The organism is Actinophytocola sp. (assembly GCF_035712165.1).
In the GTDB taxonomy this organism is placed as follows: Bacteria; Actinomycetota; Actinomycetes; order Mycobacteriales; family Pseudonocardiaceae; genus DASYTH01.
Window position 1 is genome coordinate 1 of sequence record NZ_DASTBH010000292.1, and the last position, 11,225, is coordinate 11,225.

17 protein-coding genes are annotated in these 11,225 nt (G+C 73.0%); all 17 read right to left on the bottom strand.

The features are described from left to right. On the bottom strand, positions 1-551 hold a 551-nt coding region (locus VFO68_RS16545; protein WP_325159188.1), incomplete at its 3' end, for a site-specific integrase. A 97-nt stretch (positions 552-648) separates the two neighbouring features. Next, positions 649-1,338 carry a uridine kinase gene (locus tag VFO68_RS16550; protein WP_325159189.1) on the bottom strand — a complete coding sequence of 230 codons (690 nt, stop codon included), beginning with the start codon at positions 1,336-1,338 and terminating at the stop codon, positions 649-651. 18 nt (positions 1,339-1,356) lie between these two features. Beyond that, positions 1,357-1,782 (bottom strand): PIN domain nuclease, encoded by a 426-nt coding sequence (locus tag VFO68_RS16555; RefSeq protein ID WP_325159190.1) that lies wholly within the window; start codon positions 1,780-1,782, stop codon positions 1,357-1,359. After that, positions 1,773-1,979: a type II toxin-antitoxin system VapB family antitoxin gene (locus tag VFO68_RS16560; protein WP_325159191.1), complete on the bottom strand. Its 207-nt coding sequence runs from the start codon at positions 1,977-1,979 to the stop codon at positions 1,773-1,775. The genes VFO68_RS16555 and VFO68_RS16560 overlap by 10 nt, the downstream gene beginning before the upstream one ends. Before the next feature lie 63 nt (positions 1,980-2,042). Continuing rightward, entirely contained in the window at positions 2,043-3,173 is a 1,131-nt protein-coding gene (dprA, locus tag VFO68_RS16565; protein WP_325159192.1) for a DNA-processing protein DprA, read from the bottom strand. A gap of 62 nt (positions 3,174-3,235) precedes the next feature. Then, positions 3,236-4,762, bottom strand: coding sequence for a YifB family Mg chelatase-like AAA ATPase (locus tag VFO68_RS16570; RefSeq protein WP_325159193.1), 1,527 nt, complete (start codon positions 4,760-4,762; stop codon positions 3,236-3,238). Further along, the gene (locus tag VFO68_RS16575; RefSeq protein ID WP_325159194.1) at positions 4,762-5,130 is read right to left on the bottom strand and encodes a YraN family protein; all 369 of its coding nucleotides are present in this window, start codon (positions 5,128-5,130) and stop codon (positions 4,762-4,764) included. The genes VFO68_RS16570 and VFO68_RS16575 overlap by 1 nt, the downstream gene beginning before the upstream one ends. A gap of 86 nt (positions 5,131-5,216) precedes the next feature. Then, entirely contained in the window at positions 5,217-5,540 is a 324-nt protein-coding gene (locus VFO68_RS16580) for a DUF2469 domain-containing protein (RefSeq protein WP_325159195.1), read from the bottom strand. Continuing rightward, positions 5,537-6,364 (bottom strand): ribonuclease HII, encoded by an 828-nt coding sequence (locus VFO68_RS16585; protein WP_414635517.1) that lies wholly within the window; start codon positions 6,362-6,364, stop codon positions 5,537-5,539. The genes VFO68_RS16580 and VFO68_RS16585 overlap by 4 nt, the downstream gene beginning before the upstream one ends. Before the next feature lie 5 nt (positions 6,365-6,369). Then, complete coding sequence (gene lepB, locus VFO68_RS16590; protein ID WP_325159196.1) at positions 6,370-7,287, bottom strand: signal peptidase I; 918 nt, start codon at positions 7,285-7,287, stop codon at positions 6,370-6,372. After that, complete coding sequence (gene lepB, locus VFO68_RS16595; RefSeq protein ID WP_325159197.1) at positions 7,287-8,294, bottom strand: signal peptidase I; 1,008 nt, start codon at positions 8,292-8,294, stop codon at positions 7,287-7,289. The genes lepB (VFO68_RS16590) and lepB (VFO68_RS16595) overlap by 1 nt, the downstream gene beginning before the upstream one ends. 34 nt (positions 8,295-8,328) lie before the next feature. Continuing rightward, positions 8,329-8,688, bottom strand: coding sequence for a 50S ribosomal protein L19 (rplS, locus tag VFO68_RS16600; RefSeq protein WP_325159198.1), 360 nt, complete (start codon positions 8,686-8,688; stop codon positions 8,329-8,331). 147 nt (positions 8,689-8,835) lie between these two features. Then, the gene (trmD, locus tag VFO68_RS16605; RefSeq protein ID WP_325159199.1) at positions 8,836-9,594 is read right to left on the bottom strand and encodes a tRNA (guanosine(37)-N1)-methyltransferase TrmD; all 759 of its coding nucleotides are present in this window, start codon (positions 9,592-9,594) and stop codon (positions 8,836-8,838) included. Continuing rightward, positions 9,594-10,109 (bottom strand): ribosome maturation factor RimM, encoded by a 516-nt coding sequence (gene rimM, locus VFO68_RS16610; RefSeq protein ID WP_325159204.1) that lies wholly within the window; start codon positions 10,107-10,109, stop codon positions 9,594-9,596. The genes trmD and rimM overlap by 1 nt, the downstream gene beginning before the upstream one ends. A 19-nt stretch (positions 10,110-10,128) precedes the next feature. Next, on the bottom strand, positions 10,129-10,368 hold the full coding sequence (locus VFO68_RS16615; RefSeq protein WP_325159200.1) for an RNA-binding protein: 240 nt from the start codon (positions 10,366-10,368) through the stop codon (positions 10,129-10,131). Beyond that, the gene (gene rpsP, locus VFO68_RS16620) at positions 10,365-10,811 is read right to left on the bottom strand and encodes a 30S ribosomal protein S16 (protein ID WP_325159201.1); all 447 of its coding nucleotides are present in this window, start codon (positions 10,809-10,811) and stop codon (positions 10,365-10,367) included. Before rpsP ends, VFO68_RS16615 begins: the two co-directional genes overlap by 4 nt. A gap of 134 nt (positions 10,812-10,945) precedes the next feature. Continuing rightward, positions 10,946-11,225 (bottom strand): LamB/YcsF family protein (locus VFO68_RS16625; RefSeq protein WP_325159202.1); only part of this gene is annotated, 280 nt, incomplete at its 5' end.

Consider the following 11,225-nt stretch of genomic DNA (forward strand, 5'->3'; position numbering starts at 1 on the left):
GTGCGCTCCTTGGCTCCCTTGCCGAGCACCCGGAGGACTCTGGAGTTCAGGTCGACGTCGGCCACGTCCAGGCCGCACAGTTCGGACACCCGCACACCGGTCGCGTAGAGCAGTTCCAGCAAGGCGTGGTCGCGCAGCGCGACCGCGTCACGCTCGGCGGCCCCGGACGCCGAGGCCCGCAGCAGGTCGGCGGCCTGGTCCTTGTTGAGCACGGCGGGCAGGGTGCGGTGCGGCCGGGGCGCGGCCAGCCGCGCCCCGGGGTCGGCCGGCAGGTGCTCGCGGCGGTGCGCCCAGGCGGTGAAGGTCCGGATGGCGGCGGAGCGCCGGGCGAGCGTGGTCCGGCTGGCGCCGGCGGTGCGCTGGGCGGCGAGCCACGCCCGCAGCGCGGCCAGGTCCAACTCGGCGAGCGGCCGGCGCAGCGATCCCAGCAGGGACACCGCGTCGCCGATGTAGGCCCGCACGGTGTGCGCGGACAGCCCGCGCTCCAGACTCAGATGCCGCTCGTACTCGTCGACCACGTGCCGGACAGGCTCCGGCAACTCGCCCCGCATCCTCAGCAGGTCGACCTTCCGCGCACGGGACGGTCTAGGCGGCACTACCGCACCGTACCGCGCGGTTGAGTCCACAGCGGAACTACTACCGACGTTCTCACCCTCGTGTTGTCCCTGGTCCGTCCAGTTTGACCGCCGCGCGCACCAGGAACGGCGCCGCCAGGTCGTTGTTGTCGACGATCACCGTGGCCCGGTCCTCGGGCCGGCATTCGGCCAGGTAGATGCGCTGACCCTGGACGTAGCGCCGGTGCGAGGCGTGGTCCGGGTCGGCGCTGCCGCCGATCCGGCCGGCCAGGCGGGGCACCGAGGTATCGAAACGGACCCGCAGAAAGATCGAGTAGTCCCAGCACGGCAACAGCTCCGGCCGGTGCGTGAAGATCCCGTCGAACACCAGGATCGCGTCCGGCGGGGCGATCTGCACCGGGGCGTCGACGGCCGAGTCGGTCTCGTGGTCGAACACCGCCCGCCGGTAGCGTCCGGTGCCGCCCGGCCCGAGCGGATCGAGCAGCACGGCCCGCAGCGTGGCGTAGTCGAAGGAGTCGCGGAAGAACCCCTCGGGCGAGCCGGGCCCGAGCCGGTAGCGCACCGCCAGCGGGTTGTGGAACGAGTCGGTGCCGGCCCGGATCACCGGGCGACCCAGGGCCGCCAGCGCCACCCCCAACTCGTCGGCGAACACCGTCTTGCCCGCCCCGTCGACGCCGTCCACGCCCACCCGGGTGGTCGGCCCGGTCCGGATGGCCGCGATCCGCCGGGCCAGCTCGCTGATGAGGTCACTTCGGGCACTCACGCCGGCCACGCTAGCTCCTCACGGGACCGTCCCCTTCGGAACCACCCACCGGGTCGGCTGCCCGGTGACCCCGGCGATGAGATCGAAGTCCGCGTCGTAGTGCAGCACGGCGACGCCGTGGGTCTCGGCGCAGGCCGCGATCAGCAGGTCGGGCACACCCGCGCCGCGGTGCTGGGAACGCCGGGCCAGTAAATGCTGCACGGCCATGGCACGGGCGCAGACCTGCGGGGTGACCGGGAGGTCGGTGTAGTTGTTCCGGCGCCGGTGCAGCACCGATCGGTACTCGTCGGGTGTCCGGGTGCTGAAGAGCACCTCGAGGTCGACGACGGCGCAGGTGGCCAGTCGGCCGTGCACCATCAGCGGGTCGAGGACGGCCCGAACCGGTTCCAGGTGCACACGGGCGACGGCGCTTTTGTCGACCAGGTAGCGCGGGCTTATTCCCACGCTTTGTCCATGATCTCCGGATTGCGTAGGTCGGGCAGCGGGTCGGTGGCCCACCAGGCAACCTCGTCCTCGCGGTCGCGGCGGGCCTTGATCTCGCGCAGGGCGGCGTTGACGGTGTCCTTGAGCGTCTTGGTACCCAGATAGGTCCTGGCCACCTCGATCAGGTCGTCGTCCACGTCGATCAGTCGCTTGGTCATGGTGGCCCTCCTCGCTCGCTCCCGGCCCAGGATATCCGGCGAGCGCAAATTGGATATCCTCGGTCACGACGCGGCCCGCCAACCGTCCTCGCAGCGGCGGGCGAGGCCGGTGAGCTCGAGCTCGGGCAGCAGGGCCCGGACGCGGTCGAGGGGGACGCCGGAGTCGACGGCGATGCGCTCGCTGCTGCGGCCGGACCGGCCCAGCGCCTCGTGCACGCGCAGCGCCTCCGGGCCGAGGCCGTCGGTGCGGCGCGCCGGGGTCTCGGGCCGGGGTCGCAGGTCGTCGCCAACCCGGCCGACCGACTCCAGGACCTCGGCCACGGAGCCGACCGGGATCGCGGAGCCGCTGCGCAGCAGTTCGTGGCAGCCGAGCGACATCGCCGAGGTGACCGGACCGGGCACGGCCATCAGCTCCCGGCCGAGCGCCGCGGCGGAGCCGGCGGTGTTGCGCGCCCCGCTGCGCAGCCCGGCCTCGACCACCACCGTGCCGCTGGACAGGCACGCGATGAGCCGGTTGCGCACCAGGAACCGGTGCCGGGCCGGCGGGGTGCCCGGGGGGTACTCGCTGAGCACCAGGCCGGTCTCGGCGATCCGGTCGAGCAGGGTGGCGTGGCCGGCCGGGTACCCCACGTCGAGCCCGCAGCCCAGCACCGCGACGGTGCTGCCGCCCGCGGCCAGCGCGCCGCGATGCGCCGCGCCGTCGATCCCGTAGGCGGCGCCGGAGACCACGGTCCAGCCCGCGCCGGCCAGTCCGTAGCCGAACTCCGCGGCGACGTGCTCGCCGTAGCCGGTGGCGGCCCGCGCCCCGACGATCGACACCGCGCGCTCGCAGAGGTCGGCGAGCCGGCGCTCGCCGCGTACCCAGAGCGCGACCGGCGGGCACGCCCAGCGCAGTCCCCGGGCCGCCGCCTGCTCGAGGGCGAGCAGCGGCCACGCCGGCCACTCGTCGTCCTCGGGCACCACCAGCCGGGCGCCGGCCCGCCCGGCGGCGGCCAGGTCCGCCTCGACCCGGTCGTCCGCGCGGCGGGCCGAGGTCTCGTCCAGCACGGCCGGCGGCGCGGCACCGGTCCGGACCAGGTCGGCGGCCGCGACCGGCCCGTGCCGCGCGATCAACGCGGTCAGCGCCACGCCGGGTGGCTCGGCCACCCGCAGCAGGTAGGCCCGGGCCCGGCGGAGGTCCTCGTCCGGGGTCATCACGCGCTCCGATCGGAAACGGCCCGCCGGCGGGCGGGGTTGGGATGGCTGGAACCGGCGACTCAGGCGCCGGAACGGGGGGTGGGGACGGCGCGGAAGGTGAGGGCCGCGGCGACCTGGTCGGGGCCGGGACGGTCGAGGGCGGCGAGGTCGGCGAGCGTCCAGGCGACCCGCAGGGTGCGGTCGGCGCCCCGGGCGGTGACCGCGCCGCAGGCCAGGCTCCGGTCGAGCAGCGCCGTGACCGGGCGGGGCAGGGCGAACTCGCGGCGCAGCGCCGGGCCGGGCACCTCGGCGTTGGTGCGCCAGCCGTGCTCTGCCCACCGGCGGGCGGCGCGCTGCCGGGCGGCGGCGACCCGGGCGCCGACCACCGGGGTCGGCTCCAGCGTCGCCGGGTCGATCCCGGTCATGGCGGTGATCGGGCGCATCCGGACCCGCAGGTCGACCCGGTCCAGCAGCGGGCCGGACAGCCGGGCCAGGTAGCGCCGCCGGGTGTGCGCCGAGCAGCAGCAGTCCACCTCCCGCGGTGGCGCGCACGGGCACGGGTTGGTGGCCAGCACGAGCTGGAACCGGGCCGGGTAGCGGGCGACGCCGTCCCGGCGGGCCAGCCGCACCTCGCCCTCCTCCAGCGCGGTGCGCAGCGACTCGAGCCGGTCGGCACCGAACTCGGCGGCCTCGTCGATGAGCAGCACGCCCTGGTGCGCCCGGCTGATCGCGCCAGGCTTCGCCAGCCCGACCCCGCCACCGACCAGTGCGGGCACCGAGGCCGTGTGGTGCGGCGCGATGAACGGCGGGATCGTGATCAGCGGCGAATCGGCGGTGAGCAGGCCGGCGATCGAATGGATGGCGGTCACCTCGAGCGCCTGCTCCGCGGTCAGCGGCGGCAGCAGGCCCGGCAGCCGCCGGGCGAGCATGGTCTTGCCGGTCCCGGGCGGCCCCACCAGCAGCAGGTGATGCCCGCCGGCCGCGGCCACCTCCAACGCCCAGCGCGCCTCCGGCTGCCCGACCACGTCGGCGAGGTCGGGCGGCTCGACCGGCGCACCCACTGGTTGCGGCTCCGGAACGGACAGCCGGTCCGGCTCGCCCCGCAGCCAGGCCAGCACGTCGGTGAGCCGCTCGGCGCCGAGCACCTCGACCCCGGTCACCAGTGCCGCCTCCGGCAGCGTCGCCACCGGCACGACCGCCCGGCGCATACCGGCCTGGCGGGCGGCGAGCAGACCCGGCAGCACCCCGCGCACCGGCCGCACCCGGCCGTCCAGGGCCAGCTCGCCGACCAGCACGGTCCGGGCGAGCTCGGTCGCCGGCACCAAATCCGCCGCGACCAGCACCGAACAGGCCAGCGCCAGGTCGTAACCGGACCCGCCCTTGGGCAGCGCGGCCGGGGACAGCCCAAAGGTGACGAGTTGGTCCGGCCACTCCAGGCCGCTGTTGCGGATCGCCGCCCGCACGCGCTCCTTGGCCTCGTTGAGCGCGGCGTCCGGTAGGCCGACCAGCTGGGTCTTCGGCCGGCCGCCGCCGAGATCGGCCTCGATCTCCACGGGCAGGCCGTCCACCCCGAACAGCGCCACCGACCAGGCGCGGGCCAGGGCCATCAGAACACCCCCGGGTGGTGCCGGATGACCGGGACCTGCCCGGGCTGCCACAGGATCGAGACGATGTCGAAGCGCACCCGCCGCAAGTGCTCGCCATGGGACAGCTGCCAGCGGCGGGCCAGCCGGCGGATCCGGGCGGCCTTCTCGTCGGTCACGGACTCGGCCGGGGTGCCGTAGCGGGTGCTGGTGCGGGTCTTGACCTCGCACACGATCAGCAGGTTCCGGCTGCACAGCACCAGGTCGAGCTCGCCGTCCGGGCAGCGCCAGTTGCGCGCCACGACACGCATGCCGCGGTCGCGCAGGTACTGGGCGGCCAGTGCCTCGCCGCGGCGCCCGAGATCCAGGTGAGCGCTGTTTCTGGTGGTCATGCGGCGAGCGTGCCGGGCAGGAACACCACCGGACCACGACCGCGAGTGAACTGTGGACAGTCAGCGGGGGGTGTGGACAACCGGGGCTAGCCGGTGAACGGACCTTCCTCGGGCAGGCGCAGGTCGGGCTTGTCCAACTCCTCCACGTTGACGTCCTTGAACGTCATCACGCGGACGTTCTTCACGAACCGGGCCGGGCGGTACATGTCCCAGACCCAGGCGTCGGACATCCGGACCTCGAAGTAGACCTCCCCGTCGGCGTCGCGGACCTGCACGTCCACGCCATTGGCCAGGTAGAACCGCCGTTCGGTCTCCACGACGTAGGAGAATTGACTGACAATGTCGCGGTACTCCCGGTAGAGCGACAGCTCCATCTCGGTCTCGTACTTCTCCAGGTCCTCCGCGCTCATGCGAAGTCGCGCTCCTCGTGATCCGGCCAGCCGACCCCAATTAGGGATTCCCCATTCTGAACCACGCCATTCGGTTCGGCGCCATACGGTCCGGCACCGACGGTCCGGTCGGGGGGCAGATAGCAGTGCGGAGCGACCGGGTGCGGAGCCCGCAGTCCGTGCCGGCGCGCGGCGGTCACGACGTTGACGAACGACCAGCGGTGCGCCACGCACGGCCCGTGCGCCAGCAGCGCGGCACTGTGCTCGTTGGTGCAGTAGCCCTTGTGGTCGTCGAACCCGTAGACCGGGTACCGGTCGTGCAGGTCGACCATGATCCGGTCCCGGGTCACCTTGGCCAGGATCGACGCGGCGGACACGCACGCGGCCGCCTGGTCGCCCTTGACGATCGGGATGCTGGGCGCGGTCAACCCCGGCACCCGGAACCCGTCCACCAGCACGTATCCCGGATGGGTGGCCAGCCTGGCCACGGCGCGGCGCATGCCCTCGATGTTGGCGAAGCCGACCCCGCGGCGGTCCACCTCGCTGACCGGGATCACCACCACCGCGTAGTCCACCGCCCGCCGCACCACCAGGTCGTACATGCGTTCCCGGGCCGCGGCGGTGAGCAGCTTGGAGTCGGTCAACCCCTCGAACCGGGCCGCGTCACCGGGTCGCAGCACGCACGAGGCGACCACCAGTGGGCCGGCGCACGCGCCCCGGCCGGCCTCGTCGACCCCGGCGACCGGTCCGAGCCCACAGCGGTCCAGCGCACCCTGCAGTCCCCAGTTGCCCGCGTCCCGGCGCAGCACCACCCGCGGCGGCCGCAGGTCCGGGGCACCGGCCAGCGCCCTCACGGGCGCCGCCGCTCGGGTAGCGCGGCTCGCAACCTCCTGCCCAGCCACAGCGTCGGGAACGCGGCCGCGACGCCCACGCCGAGCGGCAGGCCCGTGCCCAGCGCGACGGCCGCCTGCGCGTTGTAGTCGCCGACGCCCTGCCAGCGCGACGGGGGCAGCACGATGAACCGAGCCTTGCCGATCACGTTCTCCACCGGCACCACGCCATCGGCGCCGCCGCCACCCTGCACGCGGGAGTCCGCCGAGTTGTTCCGGTTGTCGCCCATCACCCAGAGCGTGCCCTCGGGCACGGTGAACGACTCGAACTCCTGGTTGCCGTTGGGCGCCCCGCCGTCCCAGTAGACGTAGGGCTCGTCCAGGGACTTGCCGTCCACCTGGACCCGGCCCTGCTCGTCGCAGCACCGCACGGTCTGCCCGCCGGTGGCGATCACCCGCTTGACGACGTCGTCCTCGTTCGGCGAGGCGAGCCCGAACATGGCGCCGAGGTCCTGCAGCCAGCGCACCACGGCGTTCTCCGACCGGTTGGCCAGAAACTCCGCCTGGTTCCAGGTTCGCGGCCGCTCGAACACGATCACGTCGCCGGGTTCCGGGTCGCGGAAGTCGTAGACGACCTTGTCCACCAGCACCCGGTCGCCGTAACAGCCGGCACAGCCGTGCAGCGTCTGCTCCATCGACTCCGACGGGATCAGGAACACCCGGGCGACGAAGGTCTGGATCAGGATGGTCAGAACCAGCGCGATCCCGATGAGAATCGGGAGTTCCTTCCAGAACGACCTGGGCTGCTTGGCCTTCTTCGCCTTGGTTCCGGCCTCGGGTTCGCCAGCGGCCGTTTCGGTGTTCCCGTCGGCATCCCGAGGCCCTGCCGGTTCCTCGGTCCCGTCCCCGCTGTCTTTGGAGTGTCCGACGTCGACCACTACTGCAGACTACCGGGACGCCACTTACGGATACGGCGGCCCAGCCACAACACCGGCCAGGCGGCCAGCAAACCGGCGCCGGCCGGGACCGCCTGCTGCCAGCCGGGGGCGCCCAGGGCGGCGACCGGCGCCTGCGGGTCGTGGTCGCCGACGCCGCGCCAGCGCGACGGCGGCAGCACGATGACCCGCGCCTTGCCGATCACGTTGTCCACCGGAACGACGCCTTTCAGGCCGCCCTCGACCTCCTTGCCGCCACCCTGGCAGCGCGAGTCGCAGGAGTCGTTGCGGTTGTCCCCCATGACCCACAGCGTCCCCGCCGGCACGGTGACCTTGGGGAAGGTCGACTGGGTCGGCGGGCGTCCGGGCTCCCAGAAGATGTACGGCTCGTCGAGGGGTTTGCCGTCGACCAGAACCTTGTTGTCGGCGTCGCAGCACTCCACGGTCTGCCCGCCGACGGCGATCACCCGCTTGACGAAGTCCCGCTCGTCCGGCGGCGCCAGGCCGACCAGCGCACCGAGCCCCTGCAGCCCGCGGACCACCACGTTGTCCGACCGCTGCGGCAGAACGTCGTTCTCGGTCCACGGATCCGGGCCCTTGAACACCACCACGTCGCCCGGCTCGGGATCGGAGAACCGGTACACCAGTTTGTCCACCAGCACCCGGTCGCCGGTGCAGCCCGGGCAGCCGTGCAACGTCTGTTCCATCGAGCCCGACGGGATCGAGTAGACCCGGCCGATGAACGCCTGGATGACGATCGTGAGCACGATCGCCACCGAGAACAGGATCAGCAGCTCGCGCCAGAGCGGCTGCTTCCTCGGCTTCTGGCGGTGCCGGGTACGCCCAGGCCGGTCGGGTGGCTCCGGCGGCGCCGGGCGCCGCTCTGCCCGCGGTGGCGGCTCGGGTTGGGCCGGCTCGCGGCCGAACCGGCTGGGCCCGCCCAGCCGAGGCAGGACCTGGGTGCGGTCAGGGTCGTCCTCGGGCGCGGCGAAGTGCACGGGGTTGACCACGAGACCAGGCTACGGCAGTCCGGCGTCGACGCGCTCAGGACGCGGACGGGGTCTCCCGCTTCTCCTTGATCTTGGCGGCCTTGCCGCGCAGTTCGCGCAGGTAGTAGAGCTTGGCGCGACGCACGTCACCCCGCCGGTCCACCTCGATCTTGGCGATGTTCGGGGAGTGCACCGGGAAGGTGCGCTCGACGCCGACGCCGAAGGAGATCTTGCGGACGGTGAACGTCTCCCGGACGCCGCCGCCCTGCCGGCGGATCACCACGCCCTTGAAGATCTGGACCCGCTCGCGGGAACCCTCGATCACGCGGACGTGGACCTTCAGGGTGTCGCCCGGACGGAAGTCCGGGATGTCGGAACGCAGCGACTTGGCGTCCAGGGCATCCAGGGTGTTCATCGGTATTCCGTCCTCATCTAGCGTTCGTGTTCGTCGTCTTCCGGCTGACACGCGCGGAAGCAGGTCCGACCAGCCGGGGAGGGGGCTTGCGAAGCGCGCGCCTGGACCGGAGCCTGGCGGCGGCAACCGGTCAAGTATGTCAGATGGTCAGGGCGGATTCGAAATCGAGTCCCGTAGCCGTTGCAGCACAGCCAGGTCGCGACGGTCCAGCGCGTCCTCCGGCAGTGCGGCCAGCAGGTCCGGCCGGCGCGCGAAGGTCCGCTCCAGCGCCTGGTCCCGGCGCCACCGGCTGATCGCGCCGTGGTTGCCGGACCGCAGCACCTCCGGCACGGCCAGGTCGCGCCACACCTCCGGGCGGGTGAAGCTGGGTCCCTCCAACAGCCCGTCGGAGAACGAGTCCTGCTCGGCCGACGCGGGGTTGCCCAGCACGCCGGGCAGCAGCCGGGCCACCGCCTCGATCATCACCAGGACCGCGACCTCGCCACCGACCAGGACGTAGTCCCCGATCGACACCTCGTCCACCGGCATCCGCCGGGCCGCGTCGGTGATCACCCGCTGGTCGATGCCCTCGTACCGGCCGCAGGCGAACACCAGCCAGTCCGCTCCCGCCCAGTCCCGGGCCAGTTCCTGGGTGAACGGCCGTCCGGCCGGGGTCGGAACCACCAGCCGCGGGGTGCCGCCCGCGCACACCTGGTCCAGTGCCTCGCCCCACACCTGCGGCTTCATCACCATTCCCGGCCCGCCGCCGTACGGGCTGTCGTCCACCGCCCGGTGCACGTCGTGGGTCCAGTCCCGCAGGTCGTGCACGTCCAGCCGGAGCAGCCCGCGCTCGATCGCCTTGCCCAGCAACGCCGTTCGCAGCGGGGCGAGGTACTCGGGGAAGATCGTGATCACGTCGAGGCGCATCAGCTTTCCAACAACCCTTCCGGCGGGTCGATCACGACCCGCCGGGCGGTGAGGTCCACCTCGGGCACGATCTCCCGGACGAACGGCACCAGCGCCTCCCGGCCGCCGTCGAGCTTGAGCACGAGCAGGTCGCTGCCCGGGCCGTGCGCGACCTCGAGCACGGTGCCGACCCGGGTCCCGTCCGGCAGCAGCGCCGCCAGGCCCTCCAACTCGTGGTCGTAGAACTCGTCCGGGTCCTCGGTGGGCGGCAGCGCACCGGCGTCGATCAGAAGCAGGGCACCGCGCAGCGCCTCGGCCGTGTCCCGATCGGGGACCTCGGCGAAGCGGACGAGTAACCGCTCCTGATGCCGCCGGGCCGACAGCACGGTCAGCGGGCGGGTGCTCCCGTCTCGTGACCGCGCGGTCATTCCGGCGTCGCCGGCGAACCGCAGATCCGGCTCGTCGGTGCGAACCTCGACGGCGACCTCGCCACCGAGCCCGTGTGCCTTGACGACGCGCCCGACAACGACCTCGATCATGGGGTTGTCGCCGGCCTCACTGGTCCGTGTCGACGACGTCCACTCGGATTCCGCGGCCTCCGATGCCGGCCATGACGGTGCGCAGGGAGGTGGCGGTGCGGCCGCCGCGGCCGATCACCTTGCCGAGGTCGTCCGGGTTGACGTGCAGCTCGAGCGTGCGGCCCCGGCGGGTGGTGACCAGGTCGACCCGAACGTCGTCCGGGTGGTCGACGATGCCCCGCACCAGGTGTTCGAGAGCGTCCGCGAGGAAGCTCATGCCTCTTCCTTGGCGTCCTTGTCGTCCGCCTTCTCAGCCTTGGCCTCGGCCTTCTTGGGAGCCTTCTTCTTCGGCGTGGTGGCCTCGGTGGTCGGCTCCTCGCCGGCCGCCTTCAGCGCCGCCTCGAACAGCTCCTGCTTGCTGGGCTTCGGCTCGGCGCGGCGGAGGGTGCCCTCCTGACCGGGCAGATCCTTGAACTTCTGCCAGTCGCCGGTGACCTCGAGCAGGTGCTGGACCGGCTCGGTCGGCTGGGCGCCGACGCCCAGCCAGTACTGCGCCCGCTCGGAGTTGATCTCGATCAGGCTCGGCTCCTCCTTGGGGTGGTACCGGCCGATCGTCTCGATCGCCTTGCCGCTCCGGCGGGTCCGGGCGTCGGCCACGACGACCCGGTAGTACGGCGCCCGGATCTTTCCGAGCCGCTGCAGCTTGATCTTGACAGCCACGGGGTGGGTTGCTCCTCAACACTCTCGATGCAGATGGTCAGGCGCTCGCGGCCCGAGTGGGGACGGATCGCATGCGCCCAGAGGTTCGTGGCGCTATGGCACGGTGAGAGGGTCCGGCCACAGCGGACAATCCGTCATTGTGCCAGACCGGCGAACGGCGCGACCTCCACCCCGGCCCCGGTGAGCGCCGCCCGCACCGCCCGCGCGTGCGCGACGGCCCCCGGCGTGTCCCCGTGCAGGCACAACGACGCCGCCCGGACCGCGAGCACGGTGCCGTCCTCGGCGACGATCTCGCCCTGGGTGGCCAGCCGCACCGCGCGCGCCACGACGGCGTCCGTGTCCGGCAGCAGCGCGCCGGGCTTGCCCCGGGCCACCAGCGTGGCCTCCGGGGTGTAGCCGCGGTCGGCGAACGCC